The organism is Kutzneria buriramensis (assembly GCF_003387475.1).
Lineage (GTDB): Bacteria > Actinomycetota > Actinomycetes > Mycobacteriales > Pseudonocardiaceae > Kutzneria > Kutzneria buriramensis.
In genome coordinates this window covers 513,476-533,304 of record NZ_QUNO01000002.1, presented here as the reverse complement: position 1 = coordinate 533,304, position 19,829 = coordinate 513,476, and the positions used below count along the sequence as shown (strand labels likewise).

The 19,829-nt window shown below is 70.8% G+C and carries 13 protein-coding genes; 5 read left to right on the top strand and 8 right to left on the bottom strand.

Annotated elements, in window-relative coordinates; all coding sequences use genetic code 11:
• Nucleotides 1–182 precede the first annotated feature (182 nt).
• From BCF44_RS07065 to BCF44_RS07045, 5 genes are all read right to left on the bottom strand, one after another.
• Nucleotides 183–4,241 (bottom strand): SAV_2336 N-terminal domain-related protein, encoded by a 4,059-nt coding sequence (locus tag BCF44_RS07065; RefSeq protein ID WP_116173311.1) that lies wholly within the window; start codon nucleotides 4,239–4,241, stop codon nucleotides 183–185.
• The gene (locus tag BCF44_RS07060; protein ID WP_116173310.1) at nucleotides 4,238–5,284 is read right to left on the bottom strand and encodes an AAA family ATPase; all 1,047 of its coding nucleotides are present in this window, start codon (nucleotides 5,282–5,284) and stop codon (nucleotides 4,238–4,240) included. Before BCF44_RS07060 ends, BCF44_RS07065 begins: the two co-directional genes overlap by 4 nt.
• On the bottom strand, nucleotides 5,281–6,870 hold the full coding sequence (locus BCF44_RS07055; protein ID WP_147328415.1) for a VMAP-C domain-containing protein: 1,590 nt from the start codon (nucleotides 6,868–6,870) through the stop codon (nucleotides 5,281–5,283). The genes BCF44_RS07060 and BCF44_RS07055 overlap by 4 nt, the downstream gene beginning before the upstream one ends.
• A 419-nt stretch (nucleotides 6,871–7,289) precedes the next feature.
• Complete coding sequence (locus BCF44_RS07050; RefSeq protein WP_116173308.1) at nucleotides 7,290–7,931, bottom strand: hypothetical protein; 642 nt, start codon at nucleotides 7,929–7,931, stop codon at nucleotides 7,290–7,292.
• Nucleotides 7,931–8,611: an ATP-binding cassette domain-containing protein gene (locus BCF44_RS07045; protein ID WP_147328414.1), complete on the bottom strand. Its 681-nt coding sequence runs from the start codon at nucleotides 8,609–8,611 to the stop codon at nucleotides 7,931–7,933. The genes BCF44_RS07050 and BCF44_RS07045 overlap by 1 nt, the downstream gene beginning before the upstream one ends.
• A gap of 331 nt (nucleotides 8,612–8,942) precedes the next feature.
• Here BCF44_RS07045 and acnA point away from each other — a divergent pair, with 331 nt between their 5' ends.
• From acnA to BCF44_RS07020, 5 genes are all read left to right on the top strand, one after another.
• Nucleotides 8,943–11,699 (top strand): aconitate hydratase AcnA, encoded by a 2,757-nt coding sequence (acnA, locus tag BCF44_RS07040; RefSeq protein WP_116173306.1) that lies wholly within the window; start codon nucleotides 8,943–8,945, stop codon nucleotides 11,697–11,699.
• Nucleotides 11,700–11,806: 107 nt separating this feature from the next.
• Nucleotides 11,807–12,133 carry a ribbon-helix-helix domain-containing protein gene (locus tag BCF44_RS07035; protein WP_147328413.1) on the top strand — a complete coding sequence of 109 codons (327 nt, stop codon included), beginning with the start codon at nucleotides 11,807–11,809 and terminating at the stop codon, nucleotides 12,131–12,133.
• 241 nt (nucleotides 12,134–12,374) lie between these two features.
• Nucleotides 12,375–12,677 (top strand): helix-turn-helix transcriptional regulator, encoded by a 303-nt coding sequence (locus BCF44_RS07030; protein ID WP_342775574.1) that lies wholly within the window; start codon nucleotides 12,375–12,377, stop codon nucleotides 12,675–12,677.
• 255 nt (nucleotides 12,678–12,932) lie between these two features.
• Entirely contained in the window at nucleotides 12,933–15,077 is a 2,145-nt protein-coding gene (locus tag BCF44_RS07025) for an alpha-galactosidase (RefSeq protein ID WP_116173303.1), read from the top strand.
• 376 nt (nucleotides 15,078–15,453) lie between these two features.
• Entirely contained in the window at nucleotides 15,454–16,266 is an 813-nt protein-coding gene (locus BCF44_RS07020; RefSeq protein ID WP_116173302.1) for a phosphotransferase family protein, read from the top strand.
• A 552-nt stretch (nucleotides 16,267–16,818) separates the two neighbouring features.
• Here the strand turns inward: BCF44_RS07020 and BCF44_RS07015 are convergent.
• The 3 genes from BCF44_RS07015 to egtC all read right to left on the bottom strand — a co-directional run bounded on the left by BCF44_RS07015 (nucleotide 16,819) and on the right by egtC (nucleotide 19,829).
• Nucleotides 16,819–17,865: a 2-oxoglutarate and iron-dependent oxygenase domain-containing protein gene (locus BCF44_RS07015; protein ID WP_116173588.1), complete on the bottom strand. Its 1,047-nt coding sequence runs from the start codon at nucleotides 17,863–17,865 to the stop codon at nucleotides 16,819–16,821.
• Between the two features lie 234 nt (nucleotides 17,866–18,099).
• A complete protein-coding gene (gene egtD / locus BCF44_RS07010) occupies nucleotides 18,100–19,071 on the bottom strand; it encodes an L-histidine N(alpha)-methyltransferase (protein ID WP_116173301.1) in 972 nt (323 codons plus the stop codon).
• Entirely contained in the window at nucleotides 19,068–19,829 is a 762-nt protein-coding gene (egtC, locus tag BCF44_RS07005) for an ergothioneine biosynthesis protein EgtC (protein WP_116173587.1), read from the bottom strand. Before egtC ends, egtD begins: the two co-directional genes overlap by 4 nt.

Sequence of the window (19,829 nt, the reverse complement as noted above, 5' to 3'; positions counted from 1 at the left end):
GCTCGATCCCCGCCCCCGCCGGTTCACGCCCGTGCCCGATTTCCGCCCCGCCGGTTCACACCCGCACCCGATCCGGCACCCGGTTCATACCGGCACCCGACCCGGGATCGCCGGTTCAAGCCCGCACCCGCTCCCGGCCCTCGCCGGTTCACGGCCGCCGACCCGATCCGCACCCCGCCGGTTCACGGCCGGGGCCGCATCCGGCTGCTGGGGTCCCACAGCAGGAAGTCGCCGTCGTCGCTGGCGCTGGCGATCAGCGGCTGCCCCTCCACCCGGACGCGCGTCAGCGCGCGCACGGTCCCACCGTGCGCCTGGTACTCGCCGACGAGGTCGCCGGTGCGCACGTCCCAGAACTGGATCAGGCCGCCGAAGCCGCCGCTGGCCAGCAGCCGGCGGTCGCCGACCCGCACCGGCCCCAGCGCGCCGACGTGCCCCAGCCCGCTGTCCATCACCAGCCGCACCTCGTCGCCGGGATCGCCGACCGCGATGGTGCCGTCCTGACATCCGGCGGCCAGCCGGCCGTCGACCACCGTGAGCGTCACGACGCCGGCCAGGCCGTCGTCGAACGTGCCGAGCAACTCGCACGACGCCGGATCCCACAGCAGGACCCGGCCGTCGCTGTCCGCGCTGGCCAGCAGCGGGCCGCGGGTGCCCTCGATCGCCGCCAGCGACACCACCTCGGCCGCCGGCCCGCGCAGCACCTGCGACTCCTCGGCCCGGTCCAGCGGCCACAGCCGGATCGTGCCGTCGGCGCTGCCGCTGGCCATGAACCGCTCGCCGTGCACCAGCAGGGGAGTCACCGTCCACACCTCGCCGGTGTGTTCGGCCCGGGTGGACAGGTGGTCGCCGGTGTCGGCGTCCCAGATCCGCACGGTGCCGTCGGACGACCCGGTCGCGAGCAGCACCCGCCCCGGCCCCGGCACCGACGCCAGCGCCCGGATCGTGCTCCGGTGCCCGCGCAGCGTCCGCTCCTCGGAGAAGCCGGACAGCTCGTGCAGGTGCACGGAGCCGTCCAACGCCCCGCTGGCCAGCAGCGTCCGGTCCGGCAGCAGCACGGACGTAAGCGCCCACACCGCGCTGGACCGCACCGACTGGAGCTCGTCGGTCTGGTACGTGATCGGGTCGGCGAGCCGGATCGTGCCGTCCACGCCGCCGCTCGCCAGCTGGACGCGCCCGGCGACCTCGACCGCGGCCAGCGCCCACACCTCGCCGGTGTGGTGGCTGAACCGGTGTTCGACGCCGTCCCGCGCGGTGCGCGGGTTCCACAGCCGCACCGTGCTGTCCGCGCTGCCGCTGGCCAGCAGGTCGCCCTGCTGGGTCGGCACCACCGCCAGCGTGCGGATGGTGCTGACATGCCCGACGAACGAGTTGACCAACGCGCCGGTGCGCGGGTGCCAGAGGTGGATCATGCCGTCCGCGCCGCCGCTGGCCAGCAGCGACTCGCCGTTCACCGTGATCGTGGTCAGCGCCCACACCGTGCTGCGGTGCGCCTGGATGGTGCGCAGCACGGAGCTGGTCTCCGGGTCCCACAGCCGGATGGTGCCGTCGGCGCCGCCGCTGGCCAGCAGCTCGCGGCCGGCGACCTCCACCGACGCCAACGCCCACACCCGGCCGCCGCGGCGCACCAGCGTGCGCAGCCGCTGCCCGCTGCCCGGGTCCCAGAGCTGGATCATCGACCCGGACCCGGTGCCGGCCAGGCAGATCCGGCCGCCGACGCGGACCGTGGTCAACGCCCACACCTCGCCCTCCAGGAACCGGCTCTCCCGGCGCAGCTGCCCGGAGTCCAGGTCCCAGGTGCGGACGATGCCGTCCACGCCGCCGCTGGCGATCATGCCGTGGTCGCCGTCGGCGGCCGGGATCGCCGCCAGCACCCGGACGGGGCCGGTGTGGCCCTCCAGGTTGAGCACGGTCTGCCCGCTGGCCACGTCGATCAGCCGCACCGCGCCGTCCGCGCCCCCGCGGGCCAGCAGCGACCGGCCGACCGACCGGACCTCGGTCAGCACCCACACCGGCCCCTGGCTGTCGGGCTCGCCGACGTGCGCGTCGTCGCCCGGAAACGGCGGCGGCGGAAAGCGCAGCACCTCCGGCGGCGTGGTGCGCGCCGGCCGAGCCGCCACCCGGCCGAGGCAGTCCACGATGGAGTTCAGCGCCGTCCGGGCGTCCTTGCCCTCGAAGGTGACGCCGTCGATGCGGTCCACCATCTCGGCCTGCAGCAGCCCGGCGTGCACGGTCACCGCCAGCACCCGGCCGTCGCTGCTGGGACTGTCGATGAGTGCCTGCAACCACGCCTCGCCGGCGTAGGGCAGCGCGATCGTGCTCGCGGAGATCACGGTGATGACGTAACGACCATGCTCGAGCGCCTCGGCCGCGAGCCGGCGCAGACCGTCCGAGGTGGACGTCTCGGCGAGCGGCCTGATCACCACCGCGTAGCCGAGCCGGTCCAGCTCCCACCGCAGCCACTCGGCCCAGGCGTAGTCCCGGGGGTGGTAGCTGAGGCAGATCTGCGACGCCAACCGCTCCGTTCGCTCTGGTTCTTCGGTCACCACCTCCCCATCCACATCCTGCGCTGCTGCCTCGGATCCGTCCAAAGTGGTCAGTTCGACCAGCGCCGACGACGGCTCGTCCTCCGGTGCCGGCACGAGCTCGCTCCAGCGCCTGGCCGCCTGTGAGTACGGCGGCCCCAACGCCTCCAACACGGTGTGCAGAACTCGGGCGAACGCCATGCTGTCCGCGGACAACCTCGGTCCGTCGTGCCCGAAAGGGTTCGCCAGCATCGCCGCGAAGTCCAGCGGCTGCCCCATCCTGCTGCCCACGTACCTCGACACTTCGCCGAAGACCCGCACTGCCTCGTCGCGTCGCAGTGTGCCGAGCAGATTTTCCCTGACGCCCTTGCGGAAATCATACTGCACTTCGTCCGGGTCCTCACCCGGCTGCTCGTCCCCGATCCGGTGAAGCAGTTGTCCCAGGAAGACTTCCGCCAGATGGGCCGGGCCCGACTCGGGCAGCGTCGTCGTCTGCACCAGCCGCATCACCGGCAGGTTCAGCGGCGCGGTCGCCAGGTACGACGCCAGCCGGAACGCCGTCGGCGAGGCCGTGGCACGGAAGGCCTGCACCAGGTCCAGCGGATCCTCCGGCGGCGCGTCCACCATCCATTCCGGACGCGTGCCCACCTCGCCACCGGCCAGCATGACGATACCGTCCACCCAGCCGCGGTTCTCGCCGGCCAGCAGCGACGCCCAGCGGCCGATCCAGCGCGGGTTCAACTCCATCACGGGGATGGCGATCCCCGTCTGCGGCGGCGCGCCGAACGCCTGGTTGCGCGCCTGGAACTCGAACCGCCGGAACGGCAGCCCGGACTCGAAAGCCCGCAGCCGCACCGGCACCGGCACCACACCGGTGCGATGCCACAGCCGCTGCGGCAACGGCTGCACGATCGCCACCGAGCCGGTCTTCGACCACGTCGCCAACAACCGTGACATGGCACCGGAAAGCCACGCCTCGCCGACGCAGTCGCTGAGCACCAGCACAAGCCGACGGCCACTCGGGTCGATCAGCTCGCGCGGGCTGCGGCTGGGCGCACCGGGGCGACACAGTCGCGGATCCTCGTCGCGACTGTCCATCTCCCACACGCGCACGTCGCGGAACGCCCCCATACGCTCCAACAACACCCGCAGTTCCGTCGCCGCGCGCCGCCAGATCCGCATGGACGGCCCGGAATCGACGACAAGCGCGACTTCCAGCCACCGCGTCATCTCCGGCTGCCACTCCGGCAGCCACAAGCCCGTGTCCGCGATGTGGTCGGCGGTGTCCTGCTCGTTCACGACGAGCCGGTGCGGATCCGGCACGCGCCGCTTCAACGGCCGCAGTGCGCGCTGCAATCGCAGGTTGTCCGGCAGCGCCGGCGCCGCCGGGCTCAGCATCGTCAACGCGCTCACGCCGTTGACGTAGTTGCCGCGTCCCGGCAGGTGCATCGCCGCCGCGGACGCCGGCACCTCCTTCGCGCCCGGCGACGGCCGGTGACCCAAGCGTGGCTTGGGTTCCGGGTCCACGCCGCCCAGCGCCGCCTGTTCCTCGGGCTCCACCGGCGGCGGCGGCGCCTCCCGCTCCCGCGCCGGCTCGCCGGTCCCGGCGGCACGGCCGTCGCCGAGGTGCCCGGCCAGCCAGATGGCGTCGGCCAGTTCCTCGCCGGTGACCTCCAACCGGGCGGCCGCCAGGGCGTCGACGAGCCGTTCGAGCGTCATTGGCCCGGTTGGCTGAGCGGCCGCAGCAGCGCGTCGAGCAGCCGGGACCGGGTCTCCTCCGGCGGTCGGCCGCCCGAGGAGGCCAGGTAGATCGCGTTGAGCAGCTGGTCGTTGGCGAGGTCGCCGACGCGCCGGTCGTCCAGGAAGCGCTCGATGACGTCCTCGCTGGCCGCCACCACCTCGGGCCCGAGATGCGCGGTGACGATCTCCGTCAGCTGCTGGCGGTTCGGCGTGCGGATGTCCACCCGCAGGCAGCGGCGCAGGAACGCCGGCGGGAAGTCGCGCTCGCCGTTGCTGGTCAGCACCACCACCGGGAACGCGTTGCACCGCACCCGGCCGCGCTGGATCGGCACGCGGTCGGTGCCGTCGGCGATCATCACCTCGACCGTGGCCTGGTCGTCCGGCAGACGGGTGAGCTCGGGAATCTCGAACTCGCCCTCCTCGAACACGTTCAGCAGGTCGTTGGGCAGGTCGACGTCGCTCTTGTCGATCTCGTCGATGAGCAGCACGCGCGGCCGCTTCTGCGGCAGCAGCGCGGTGCCCAGCTTGCCCAGCCGGATGTAGCGGCCGATGCTCGGCGGCGCGGCCTGCTCGCCGCTGTTGGTGCGCAGCAGCGGCCGCGTGCCGCCCTGGCGCAGGCTCGCGTCCTGGAGGCGGCCGACCGCGTCGTAGCGGTAGAGGCCGGTCTCCAATGTGGACCGGCTGGTGATCGGCCAGCGCAGCACCGGCCCCAGCTTCAACTCGTGCGCGATGCTGTAGGCCAGCGTGGACTTGCCGGTGCCGGGCTTGCCCGTGACCAGCAGCGGGCGGCGCAGGTACAGCGCCGCGTTGACGATCTCGGTGACCTCGGCGTCCGCCCGGTAGGTGGTCGCCCGCTCCTGCTCGCCCAGCTTGCGTCCGCCGGAGCCGTCGGTGCCCAGCTGCGGCTCGACCAGGGGCTGACCGCCGAACTCCCGCCAGCGCGGTGGCGGCGGGAGGCGGTCGATGCCGTCGTGCGGCTCGCCGGCGCCCCGGTAGATCAGCCAGTCCTCGTCCCCGGTCATGGTGGGGATCCTCCCGTTGAGCTCGGCGCGGACAGCCCGAGCCGCGGCTCGGGCAGGCGGGACGGGTCGTCCCAGAGCAGGCTGAGGTGGTTGCCGCAGTGGTCGTCGACGGCGCCCGGCGCGTCGGCGTCCTTGCGAGCGCGCAGCGCGTGGTCGGGCAGCCGCGGAAGCGGGCCGTTGGTGAGCAGGTCCGTCAGCTGCAGGTGACCGCCCTCGCCGTGATGCTCACGGCACCACAGCGCCACCGGCGTGCCGGCCCACACCGCGGCCCCCAGCACCGAGTCCACCGCCTGGTGCTCCAGCGGCGGCGGTCCATGCCAGGCCACCGCCACGGGTTGGTCGCCGGTCAACTCGCGGTACAGCCGCTGCGGGTCGCGGCCGTCGACGTCGGCCATCCACCGCACCGCCGACTCCGGGTGCAGTCCACTGTGCTCCTGGAGCCAGCGCCACTTCGCCCACCACTGCTGGCGTAGCGGCAAAGACGTCGTGCGCAGGCGGTCCAGGCTGCGCACCACCACGGGGTAGTAGACGCCCAGCCGGCTGCGGAACGGGCCGCCCTGCGTGATCAGCCACTTGTCCACCGGCTCCACCAGCAGGCGGTGCGGCAGGATGAACTCCACCATCGGCTCCACGGAGTCCGCCACCAGCATGCTGCCGCATTCCAGCAGCGCGCGGTCGATGACGTCCGGGATCTCGTCCAGCGAGTACGAGTGGTCGTCACGTGCCAGCGTCTGGCTGTCGGAGTCCAGCCACAGCCACACCGACACCTGGAACCGGTTGTGGTCCAGGCCGTCCTCGTCGATCTGCACCAGCAGCGAGGGACGGCCGCCCGGCTTCGTGGTGTGGAAGTGCGCGCTCTCCCGCGCCGCGGCCAGCAGCTGCGGCGGCAGCTCGCAGCGCCGCACCAGATCCGCGTTCCAGCGTCGCAGCGCGCCGGCGGTCTGACCGCGACCGTCCACAGCGGCCGCCAGGTACTCCACGAACACCAGCAGCGGCGGCAGTTGTCCCGGCGGCGTCATCATGTTGACGAGTTCGTCCACCACGCCGAGCAGATCGTTGGGGACCGACTCCAGCGGCGGCGCCAGCGGGCCCGCCGCCGCGCGGTACAGGCTGTGGGAGTCCACCTCGGACGTCAGCGCCGCCAGCAGCTTGCGCAGGTCCGCGCGCTCCGCGGCCTGGAGGATCTCCAGCGGAATGTGCGCCGCCACCAGCTCGGCCGCCTCGTCCACGCGGTAGTGCCCCGGACTGGTCAGCCGCAGCGCGTCCACCAGCTTGCGCAGGCCGCCGTAGTGCTTCTGGCACTCCTCCACCAACGCGAGCGTGTACAGCCGGTCGCTCTTCTGCATCGGCACGTCGAAGCCGGGTCCCAGCCGGTTGCGCAGCTCGGCGACCACCAGGGCGCGGCTGTCCGGGTCGTGCAGTTCCTCCACCTCGAGCAGCAGCGTCACCAGGCGGTTGCGCACGGGTTCCGGCAGCTGCGGTCGGCCAGCAGACACCACGCGCGCCTCCCCGTCGCTCACGATCATCGCCGGGCCATCGTAGGTCGCCGCCGGTCGTCCGGCCCCGTCGCGGCCCAGGCTAGCCATCGATGGGATGTTCGTCTGCGTCAAATGGCACGTAAGCACCCGGGCGCTGCGCACATCGGGTGACAGATCGGATCGGCCGTATCCCGCGCACGCTACGTTCGCTCCTGGTAACGGAGAGCTTCGCCAGCCGCGCCGCTGAGCCGGCGTGCGGGCCACCTGGTGAAGGGGAAGCGGTGGCCCGCACGCCAACCAGTGCGGTCAGCCGATCGGCCGACGCGGGTACGGGATCGGCAGATCGGGCGCCGGCACCTCGGGCCGCGGCTCGTGCTTCGACCTCGTCATGGTCGCCTCCCTCATGGTTGGCGATGTGCTCCCTGACAAGGTTGTCGGCGCGTCAACGGGCCACCTTGCGCCGTTCGACGCGAAGGGACTAGCCCAATCACCGAATTGGCCCAAACGGCCCACCCGGCGAACAGGTTTCAGAACCGCCGCCGACCTACCCGGTACGCCACCCCCACGCACGCGACGCCGACCAGCAGCGCCACCACCACCTGCACGACCACCGCCCCCACCGGCGCCGGCCGGCTGTCGAACAGCAGGTGCGCCATCGCGCCCACGGGCGGCAGCTTGTTCGCCACCAGCAGCGCCAGTGACACCCCCACCACAGCCACCAGCGACCACCCCGTCGTCGGCACGATCGGCCGCGCGCAGAGCACCCCCAGTCCGATTCCCGTTACCGCGGCGATGACGTGCGCCGTGAACCCCAGCGCCACGTCGGACACCGCGTACGGGTGGTGGTGAATCACCGCCGGCACGAAAGTCGCCACCAACACGAGCACACCGTTGACCACGAGCGCCGCCCCGACGAGACCGCCGAGCAGCCGCCGCCAACCGCCCACGGCAGCGATGGTGACGTGCCGCTGCACGGGATCCTCGTTGTTGACGAGCACCACCGTCAGCCACGCCGCCAACGGGAACAGCACCATCTCCGACACGCCGTACGGTGGCAGCGGCGTGCCGGGATCGCCGCCGTAGAGGATGCCGGTGGTCGCGAGGTACACGAACACCGGCGGCAGCCACCGCTGCGACTTGAACACGTCGGCGAGCAGGTACCGGATCACTACACCCTCCGCACCGACTGCACGCCGGGCAGCGCCGCCACCTGGTCCACGGCGTCCGACGTGCACGTCACCACGACGTCGACCAGCCCCGACTCCTCGACCGGCTGCAGCACCCCCGCCACCATCCGGTACACGGTGGCGCCGGGCAGCTTGGCGGCGGCACCGGTGTGGTCGGTGACGAGCACGGTCGCGGCGGTCTCCACCACCAGCTCGCTGAGCACCTCCCGGGCAGCGACGTCGAGACCCGCCCACGGCTCGTCCAACACCAGGAAGCCGTCGACGGAGCCGAAGGTCTGGGTGAGGCCGACCTTCTGCGCGTTGCCTTTGGACAGTTCCGACATCGGCTGGTCCAGGTCGCCGGCGAAGCCGAGCCGGTCGAGCAGGTCGCTACGGGTGGGCAGCCGCCGCATACGCGCGAAGTGCCGCAGGTACGCCCGCGCCGACAGCCGCAGCTGGTCGGGGAATCGTTCGGGCAAGTACGACACGGAGGTGGGCCGCCCGCGCACCGCACCCTTGGTCGGCACGGTGACGCCTGCGGCGATACGCAGGAGGGTGGACTTGCCGCAGCCGTTCTCCCCGAGCACGACAGTCACCGATCCCGACGCGAGGGTCGTGTCGATCCCGGACAGCACCATCGGCCCGCGGCCGTAGCGCATCCACACCCCGTCGACCGTGATCAAGAACACCCCTCCCGACGGCCGATCCTGGCACAGGCAGTGAGAGATTCACGTGAACGATCCGCCGCCGCCCGCCACCCGGGTTCGCCGCCGACGCCTGGACCGCAGGCCCATGTCGATCGAGTCAGTCCATCGATCGACATGGGACAAGGGAAGGCGTCGGCTTGGAGGCGAACCCGCCCCGCGCGGCGAAGACAGCCCCCCTTGATGCCGAATACAGGACAAGCGTACTGTTAAGGCTGAGCAGGGTCCGGCGGCGCACCCGACCAAGGTGCGCGACACTCGGTCCCTACCTTCCCGAACTGACCAGCGCCGTCGCACGATGGAGTTTGACGTGACTGCACCTGCGAGCAAGGACAGCTTCGGCGCCCGTGGCACGCTCACCGTTGGGGACGCCTCGTACGAGGTGTTCCGGCTGAGCGCGGTCGACGGCGCGGAGCGCCTGCCGTACAGCCTCAAGATCCTGCTGGAGAACCTGCTGCGCACCGAGGACGGTGCGAACATCACGGCCGACCACGTCCGTGCGCTGGCGAGCTGGGACCCGAACGCGGATCCCGACACCGAGATCCAGTTCACCCCCGCCCGGGTGATCATGCAGGACTTCACCGGCGTGCCCTGCGTGGTGGACCTGGCCACCATGCGCGAGGCCGTCACCCAGCTGGGCGGCGACCCGGCCAAGGTGAACCCGCTGGCGCCGGCCGAGCTGGTCATCGACCACTCGGTCATCGCCGACATCTTCGGCCGCCCGGACGCCTTCGAGCGCAACGTGGACCTGGAGTACGAGCGCAACCGCGAGCGCTACCAGTTCCTGCGCTGGGGCCAGTCCGCCTTCGACGAGTTCAAGGTCGTGCCGCCCGGCACCGGCATCGTGCACCAGGTCAACATCGAGCACCTGGCCCGCGTGGTGATGATCCGCAACGGCGTCGCCTACCCGGACACCGTGGTCGGCACCGACAGCCACACCACCATGGTCAACGGCATCGGCGTGCTGGGCTGGGGCGTCGGCGGCATCGAGGCCGAGGCGGCCATGCTGGGCCAGCCGGTCTCCATGCTCATCCCGCGCGTCGTCGGCTTCAAGCTGCACGGCGAGCTGCCCGCCGGCGCCACCGCGACCGACCTGGTGCTGACCATCACCGAGATGCTGCGCAAGCACGGCGTGGTCGGCAAGTTCGTCGAGTTCTACGGCTCGGGCGTGTCGGCGGTGCCGCTGGCCAACCGCGCCACCATCGGCAACATGAGCCCCGAGTTCGGCTCCACCTGCGCCATCTTCCCGATCGACGGCGAGACGGTCGACTACCTCAAGCTCACCGGTCGCAGCGCCGAGCAGGTCGCGCTGGTCGAGGCGTACGCCAAGGAGCAGGGCCTCTGGCACTCCGACGACCACGAGCCCGTCTACTCCGAGACCCTGGAGCTGGACCTGGCCACGGTCGTGCCGTCGATCGCCGGCCCGAAGCGCCCGCAGGACCGCATCGAGCTGGCCGAGGCGAAGCGCCGCTTCCAGCTCAACGTGCGCGACTACGTCAAGGCCGACGACAACGTCGACGAGGAGATCGACGAGTCGTTCCCGGCCAGCGACGCCCCTGCGCACAACGCCGCCGCCAACGGCGCCCGCCCGCGCAAGGTCGTGTCGGTGACGCTGGAGGACGGCACCGAGACCACGCTGGACCACGGCCACGTGGGCATCGCGGCGATCACCTCCTGCACCAACACGTCCAACCCGTCGGTGATGATCGGCGCGGCGCTGCTGGCCAAGAACGCGGTCGAGCGCGGCCTGTCCCGCAAGCCCTGGGTGAAGACCACCCTGGCGCCGGGCTCCAAGGTCGTCATGGACTACTACGAGAAGGCCGGCCTGACCCCGTACCTGGACAAGCTGGGCTTCAACCTGGTCGGCTACGGCTGCACCACCTGCATCGGCAACTCCGGCCCGCTGCCGGAGGAGATCTCCGCCGCGGTGCAGGAGAACGACCTGGCGGTCGTGTCGGTGCTGTCCGGCAACCGGAACTTCGAGGGCCGGATCAACCCGGACGTCAAGATGAACTACCTGGCCAGCCCGCCGCTGGTGGTGGCCTACGCGCTGGCCGGCACGATGGACCTGGACCTGACGACCGAGCCGATCGGCACGGACAACGAGGGCAAGGACGTCTACCTGGCCGACATCTGGCCGTCCCCGCAGGACGTGCAGGACGTCATCTCGCACGCGGTGACCGCCGAGATGTTCACCAAGGACTACGCGGACGTGTTCGCGGGCGACGAGCGCTGGCAGTCGCTGCCGACGCCGACCGGCAACACGTTCGAGTGGGCTGACGACTCCACCTACGTGCGCAAGCCCCCGTACTTCGAGGGCATGGCGCTGGAGCCGTCGCCGGTCACCGAGATCGGCGGAGCCCGCGTGCTGGCGCTGCTGGGCGACTCGGTCACCACCGACCACATCTCGCCGGCCGGCTCCATCAAGGCCGACTCCCCCGCCGGCAAGTACCTGACCGAGCACGGCGTCGAGCGCCGGGACTTCAACTCGTACGGGTCGCGCCGCGGCAACCACGAGGTGATGATCCGGGGCACCTTCGCCAACATCCGGCTCAAGAACCTGCTGCTGGACGGCGTGGAGGGCGGCTTCACCCGCAACTTCCTGGCCGACGGCGAGCAGACCACCATCTACGACGCGTCGGTGGCCTACGCCGAGGCCGGCGTGCCGCTGGTGATCCTGGCCGGCAAGGAGTACGGCTCGGGCTCCTCGCGGGACTGGGCCGCCAAGGGCACCAGCCTGCTGGGCGTGCGCGCGGTGATCGCCGAGTCCTTCGAGCGCATCCACCGCTCCAACCTGATCGGCATGGGCGTGCTGCCGCTCCAGTTCCCGGCCGGCGCGACCGCCGCGTCGCTGGGCCTGGACGGCACGGAGACGTTCGACTTCGCCGGCGTCACGGAGCTCAACAACGGCGCCACGCCGCGCACGGTCAAGGTCACCGCGACCAAGGCGGACGGCGGCAAGGTCGAGTTCGACGCCGTCGTGCGCATCGACACCCCCGGCGAGGCGGACTACTACCGCAACGGCGGCATCATGCAGTACGTGCTGCGCAAGATGGTCAACAGCTGACCTGAGCAGCCCGAAGGGCCGTCGCCGGAATCCCCGGCGGCGGCCCTTTTTTCGTTCACCCGTTCTAGCGACTAGCCGCCCGCATTGCGACGCATTACGTTGATCCCATGCCCGCAGAAACCCCCGACACCCCCACACCCGATCAGGAGGACGCCAATGACCCGATGATCACAACTTCCCTGCGCCTGCCCCAGTCCGTGCTGGACCGCGTCCGCGTGCTCGCGACACGGGACGGCGTCAAACCGACCGCCCTGATAAGGAGGTGGACCGAACAGGCCTGCGCCCGGGAATTGGCCGATGTGGGACCACGCCCCACGATCGATGTCTTCCCGGAACCGCCGATACCGATCGAGGTGCTCGTGCGACAGGCCGTGCAGGAGGAACTCAAGCCGCTGCTGGACGCCGTGGCCGGGCTCGCCCCGCCCTCGTCGTGACCACGCGTGTCCCGCAGTGCCGAAAGTCCCGCCTCGCGCAGGCTTGACCTACTCCATTCCGGGTATTGCGCGAGAGTTCCGTTCAGCCGAGCCCGGCAACATCGGTAAAACTCTTCAACAAACCGTGCACGGCCCGTAGCTACGGGCGGCACCCGCCGATAGGATCCGAAACGATCCTTGGGCGGTGAGCATGTGACGCGCGTGGGTCCACTATTCCGCCACATGCAGCACGGAGTGGAACGTGGTCAGCGGCACTGGAATGCGGGCGCAACTCTCCATCGGCGAGTTGATAATCCATCTGCGGGGACAGCACGGTCTGACCCAGTACGAGTTGGCCGATCAGCTGGCGGGGGTGTCCGGCAACGACGCGGTGACCAGGGAGGAGGTGTCGCGCTGGGAGCGCGGCAAGCGCATCCCCGGACCGTACTGGCGCAACTGGCTCAGTGAGGTGCTGGGCTGTCCGTCGGAACGCTGGGAGAGCGCGGCACTGGCCGCCCGCAAGTCCCGGCGGATCCCGGTGCAGCGGCGGCAGACCGCGGGCTGAGGAACCGGCACGGCCGGGCATCGTCGGGTCCGCCATCTCGACGACGCCGGTCGCGGCCGTGGATTCAATTGATACAACGGACAACTACTCAAGCATTGAAGCGGTAACCCCGATAAAACCGCGGATTCACATTTTCGAACCAAACGGCGTCTTGACCGTGGCAGCCGCGTATGACAACGTGTCGTCGTCCCGCCGCCCCGGACCCTGTGAGGGTGGGCGTTGTCCTTACGACGGTTGACACATTCACTTTTCTGCGTGGCCCTGCTGTGTGTGCTCCCCCTGCCGGCGGCACACGCGCAGAGCGTCCCGGACCGGGACGGCCGGATCCAGACCACGTCGGGTGGCCTGGCTCCGATGCAGGCCAACGGTGTGGCGTCGACGCCACAGCTCGGATGGAGCAGCTGGAGCTTCGTGCGCAGCAATCCGACCGAGGCGAACATCGAGGCGCAGGCGAAGGCGATGCACGACAGCGGGCTCGTCGCGCACGGCTACACCTACCTCAACATCGATGATTTCTACTACCTCAACCCGGCGACCACAGTGGACGCCGGCGGCCGCTGGGCGATCGACCCGAACCGCTTCCCGCACGGGATGGCGGCGGTCGCGAACTACGTGCACGGCCTCGGTGAGAAGTTCGGCATGTACCTGACGCCCGGCATCCCGGTCGCCGCGTACAAGCAGAACACGCCGATCGAGGGCACCACGTGGCACGCCCAGGACATCGTGTCCGACACCAGCAAGTTCGAGACCAACTACAACTTCGGCAACGGGTCGATGTACTACATCGACTACGGCAAGAACCCGTCCGCCGCACAGGCGTTCCTGAACTCGTGGGCCGACCAGCTGGCGTCCTGGGGCGTCGACTACGTCAAGCTGGACGGCGTCGGGACCTGGGACATTCCCGACGTGCAGCACTGGTCGCAGGCGCTCAACCAGGCCGGGCGGCCGATCCACTTCGAACTGTCCAACTCACTGGCGCTGTCGGACGCCGCGACCTGGAAGCAGTACGCCAACGGCTGGCGGATCGAAGGCGACGTCGAGTGCTACTGCAACACCCTGACCAACTGGAACAACGTGTCCCAACGCTTCGGCGATCTGCCGAACTGGACGGACTGGGCGAGTGCGGGCGGGTGGAACGACCCGGACTCCCTGGAGATCGGAGGCAACAACACCGGACTCACCGCGGACGAGCGGCGCACGGCGATGACCCTGTGGGCGGTCACCGCGTCGCCGATCACCCTGGGCACCGACCTGACCCAGCTCACGTCGGACGACCTGTCGCTGCTCACCAACGACGAGGTGCTCGCGGTCGACCAGCGTGGCAACGCGGCCCGGCCGGTGGACCGGCTGACCCAGCTCCAGACCTGGGCCACCGGCAACGCCGACGGCAGCTACACCGTGGCGCTGTTCAACCTCACCGGCTCCACCGCGACGGTGACGGCCCGCTGGAGTGATCTCGGCTTCGGCGGCACCGCGAGCGTGCGGGATCTGTGGACGCACACCGACCTCGGCAACGCCACCGACACGTTCAGCGCCTCGCTGGCGCCGCACGCGTCGCGGCTGCTGCGGGTCGTGCCGAACGCCGGCTTCCACTACACCGGCATGTACTACACGGTCGCCAACGCCAACGGAGCGCTCGACGTGACGTCGTCCGCTGACGGCTCTGCGGTGGTGCAGCGACCTGGCAACGGGGCGGCCGATCAGCAGTGGCAGGCCGTGCCCACCGGGGCCGGCACCGTGAAGCTGGTCAACCGGAGCACCGGTCGGCTGCTGACCGTGCCGAACGCCAGCCCCGGCGCGACGCTCGTGCAGTCCCACGACACCGGCGCCGCCGCGCAGTGGCGGGTGTCCGGCGGCACGATCACCAGCGCCCAGGACGGTCTCGTTGTCGGCGCCGGCGCCAGCACCGTCGTGCAGGCCGTCGGCACCGGGGCCGCGGACCAGCAGTGGCAGCTGACGCCGGCGGTCGATGCCGGCACACGGTTCAAGGTGGTCAACCTGAACAGCGGCGGGCGGATGGACGTCGACAACGACTCCACCGCCGACGGCGCCAAGGTGTTGCAGTGGGAGGACAACGAGCGCACCGACCAGCTGTGGACGTTCGCCCCTGCCGGCAACGGGCTCTACACCATCACCGACGTCAACAGCGGCAAGCTCCTCAACGTGCCGGGCGCCTCCACCAGTCAGGGCACCCAGCTGATCCAGTACCACGACGACGGCAACCTCAACTCGCGCTGGCGTCTCGTCGACGCAGGCCCCAACCGCGTGAAGATCGTCAGTGCCTCCAGCGGCCTGGAACTCGACGCCTACAACAACTCCCTGTCCGACGGCGCCGCCGTCATCCAGTGGCCCGACAACACCGGCGCCAACCAGAAGTGGACCCTCGTGCCGGCTTCCTAGGCCCCGCGGGTCCCGCCCGCTCGAAACTCGTGGCACGAGCCTGGAGAACGGCCTTTATGGACGAACCCTAGCGGCTCTGAGCTGCACCTATCGGCCTGACGGGGTAGCCGCAAGCCTGCGCTGTAGCAGCGCTGCTTGCGGTTGCCCCGTCAGGCACCGAACAGTGCCTGCGCCCATGTCCCCGGCGGCCTCGTGCTCATGTGGTCACCGTCACCCGCTATCGTGACGTGCTCGTCCGGTCGTCCTCGCCCGCTACCGTTGTCCAGCCGGTGAAAGGTCGACCCGCCTTCACCGCGTGGCCAGATCACCAACCGTGGGAGTGAGTCCTTCGTGCGACCACGCACCGAGTTCGCCCGCCTCATCCGGCGGTAGGGCTGTGGAACTGTTCGACATCGCCGAGGAGTTGCTGCCCGGCGTCAGCCTCTCGTCGGCCTTCGTCGCCGTGGACGGCAACGTCCACGACGTCCTGCTCATCCCCGGCGTCGCCGCCGTCCGCGTCAGCAAGCGTCCGTTGGCTGCCGCTTCGATGCCCCGCCGCGTCGAGGTTCTGCGTCAGCTCGCGGCTTCCGGTCTCCCATTCCAGGTGCCCGAGCCCCTGACTCCCGTCACCATGTTCGGCTCCCGTGCCGCCGTCGCCGTGTCGTGGATCGACGGCACGGCGTTGCCCGAGGGCGAGGGTTCTCCTCAGCAGGTCGCCGACGTTCTCGACGCCGTCCGCTCCGTGCCCCTGACTCCCACACTCATGGCTGTCTTGGACGACCGGGAGTCGGGTCCTTCGTGGTCTTCCGTCATCGAGTCCTCGGTGCTGCCCCTGCTGCCTTCCCGTTGGCAGTCCGAGGTTCGCCGCCGTCTCGACGCCGCTCTTGCCCTGGACCCCGTCCCCGACGCCTTGGTCCACGGCGACCTCGGTGGCTCCAATGTGCACTACTCGTCCGACGGCACACTGCTCGGCATCCTCGACTGGGACCTGGCCATGCCCGGCGACCCCGCCATCGACGCCGCCCTCATGGCTTGGCACGGTTGGGACACCGTTCGCCGCGCCGTCCCCGCCGCCACCTACCACCGTGCTCGCACCTGGGACGCCCTCCTCGGCGTCGGCCACCTCGTCGCCACCATGAACGGCCGCCCCATGACCAATCCCGCCGGCTTCCTCCAAGCCGTCCTCCCCTGGCTGGAACACCACCCCTGACCCCCGCGAGTCCCGCCCACAGTCACACCGAAATGCGTGAATTCGTTACACGCATTTCGATGTGACGCTCGCCGGGACTCCCGGTGCGGGCCGGATCACGGGCAATGGGCAGACTCGCGGGCGATGGGTCGGCCCGACTGAACTCGGGCGCGTCCGGTCGCCAGAGACAGGTCAAGCAAAACGGCTGGGCAAATCGCTCGGCCGGGCCACGCGACAAGGGACACGCGACGAGGGACGCGCGCCCCGGTCGGGCCAGCCAGCAAGACACACTCGCCAGCGACGGGCCAGCCAGCAAGACACACTCGCCAGCGACGGGCCAGGCGGCGAGAGACACCGGCCAACGTCGGGCAAGCCGGCAGAGGCGCACCCGCCAGCGACGGGCCAACCGGCAAGAGGCAGCCGCCCGGCGGCGCGCCAGCCGGCAGGAGCCACCCACGGCGACTGACCACGCGGCGAGAGCCGCCCGCCGACGGCGGGCCAGCCGGCAGCAGCGGGCCAGCCGGCAGGAGGCAGTCGCCGGCGGTGAGCTGGGAGGCACCCACCGCCAACAGGTCAGGCGGTGAGGGTGGACTCGCGCATGCTGTCCAGCACCTGCAGGCGGTCCTCGGCGAGGATGCGGCGGGTGGTGAGGCGGTCGGGGTAGCAGCGCATGAACATGCTGGTGAAGTGGGTGCCGTAGTGGATCACCTCGTCGGGGAGGCCGCCGGTGAGGGGGCGCAGCGAGGCGGCGAAGTCGGGTTCGTGGAAGTAGGCGATGGAGTAGCGCTCCCGCTCGGCCAGTTTGACCTTGTGCGGGGTGGAGAGGAGGGCGCCGTTGGTGAGGAACTGGAGGATGTCGCCGGGGAAGACGGTGAAGGTGCTGGGAACCGGAGAGACGAGGTTCCAGGGCGCCTCTCGTTCGAAGGCGCCGGCGGAGCTCTCGTGGTCGAGCCAGTTGCGGGGGCGCTTCTCGCCGATCACGGGGGGACGGACGTAGAGGCCGTTGCCGACGTCGTCCTGGGTGGCGATGACGAGCATGCCGTAGTCGGTGTGGGCGCCGATGCCACGGGCGGTCGCGGCGGAGCGGGCGGGGAAGCGCAGCACGCGCATGTGGTGCCAGCCGTCGGTGGCCAGCGAGGTGAGTGCGGCCATGTCGGACAGCCCGAGGCCGAGGGCGGCGAGCTTGAGGACCTTGTCGCCGACGAGGCCGAACTGCGACATCAGGGCGGTCATCACGTCGCGATAGACCGGACCGGGCCACGGCACGGGACCGTGGCATGGCCAGCCGGCGCGCACCCGGGGATCGCCGAGCGGCACGTCCTTGCAGACGGTGAAGATCTCGGAGTAGTCCCGTTCGCCGGCGGTGACCTCCTCGCCGGACGCGACGTAGCCGGCATAGGTGAGGTCGCTGACCAGCGGCGTCTTGGCCTCCAGCGGCTGGGCGAAGAAGCGGCGGCTCTCCCGCAGCGCGGCGGCGGTGACGGCGTTGGCGACGGTGCCGGTGGCGACCTGGAAAATACCGTCGGACTGCCAGGTGCGGATCATCTCGACGCCCAGGGCGATGTCCCAGATCGAACCGGAGACCTCGGCGGGCAGCTGGAAGGTTCGAAGTGTCGTCATGGCGTCCACACGGTCGTGCGGGCGCAAACGGTTCTACGGACCGCCGACACCGGGCCGAAAGTTACGTGCACCGGTCACTGTGTTCTCGCCACGCGTTCCGCGCGGGTCGGTTCGCCCCACGAGGCCGATGCCTTCCCTCGGCTTGTGGGGATCGATGGACCGACTCGATCCCCACAAGCCCGCGGTCCAGGCATCGGCCGGCGAACCGCGCCGGTCACGACACCACTGACCGCGTCACTCCGCGCGGGACAGCGACACGGCGAACCGGTCGGCGCTGTCGGTCCACCAGTGCGACAGGCCGAAGCCGGCGTCGGCCAGTTCGGCGGTGACGCGCTCGCGCCGGAACTTCGCCGAGATCTCGGTGCGCAGCTCCTCGCCGGCGGCGAAGTCGACCTCGATGCCGGCGCCGGGCAGCCGGACGTGCATCGAACGAACCGCCCGAAGCCGCATCTCGATCCACTCGTTGACGTCGTCCCACAGCGCCACGTGCTCGAAGGCGTCGGCGTCGAAGTCGGCGTCGAGCTCCCGGTTGACCACCCGCAGCACGTTGAGGTTGAACTCGGCGGTCACGCCCTGCGCGTCGTCGTAGGCGGGCACGAGCACCCCGGGATCCTTGACGAGGTCGGTGCCGAGCAGGAGCCACTCCCCCGGCTCGAGCACCTCCCGGATGGAGCCGAAGAACTTGGCGCGCTCGGCCGGCAGCAGGTTGCCGATGGTGCCGCCGAGGAACGCCACCAGCCGCGGGCTGTCGCCGGGCAGCAGCGCCAGGTGCTCGGTGAAGTCACCGACGACGGCGTGCACGGCCAGCCCCGGGTACTCGCCGACGATCGTCTCGGCGGCCGCCCGCAGGGCGCTCTCCGACACGTCCATCGGCACGAACTGGTGCAGCGACCCGTTGTCCCGCAAGGCGTCCAGCAGCGTCCTGGTCTTGTCGGACGAGCCGGAGCCGAGCTCGACGAGGGTCCGCGCAGAAGTCACCGCGGCGATCTCGGCGGCCCGGGCCCGCAGCACCTCCCGCTCGGCCCGGGTCGGGTAGTACTCGGGCAGCTCGGTGATCTTCTCGAACAGGTCGCTGCCCACCGCGTCGTAGAACCACTTGGGCGGCAACGACTTGAGCGGTCCGGCCAGCCCGGCTCGCACGTCGTTGCGCAGCGCACGGGCCAGGTGGTCGGCGGTGAGGTGGTTCTCCACTACCGGATTCGTCATTGTTCCTGCCGTCCTGGATCCAGGGGTCGGATGTCCACAGTGGTCTTCGAGGCGAACACGATGCTGCGGTCGGGCACGGCGACCCACGCGGGGTCGTCGTCGATCGGCTCGGACGCGACGGTCACCGCGCCGGGCCCGGGCCGCACCCACAGCGAGTGCCACCACGCGGTGGCGACGAGCAGCTCGTCGTTGCCCAGCAACAGGTTCAAGCGGGAGTCGGGCGCGGCGACGGCCACTTCCAGCATGACCGCCTCGATCGCGTCCACCGGTTCCTGCCCGGCCCGCAGCCGGTGCCGGACCAGCGCCCACAGCAGCGCGGCGTCGGTCGGGGCGTCCAGCGTGAGCAGGTCGGTCACCGGCAGCCGCTGCGCCAGCAGCTCGACGCTGTGCGGCCAGCCGCGCACGACTCCGTTGTGGCTGAACAGCCAGCGCCCCTCGGCGAACGGGGCACTGGCCGTCTCCACCACGGGCATGCCGACGGTGGCGGACCGGACCGCGGCGACCACGGCGGTCGCCCTGGTCGCCGCGGCCAGCGAGGCGAACGCGGTGTCGGCCCACATCGGTGTGGCGCGCCGATAGCGGGCGGGGTCCTTCTCGCCGGGCGCGAACCAGCCCGCCCCGAACCCGTCGGCGTTGATGGTCCCGCCGTGCCGCATGTCGGCCGGCGCGTACGACTGGTGCAGCAGCGAATGCGGCGGCGCCAGCAGCAGTTCGGTCAGCGGCACGGCGGGGCCCAGGTAACCCAGATGGCGGCACAC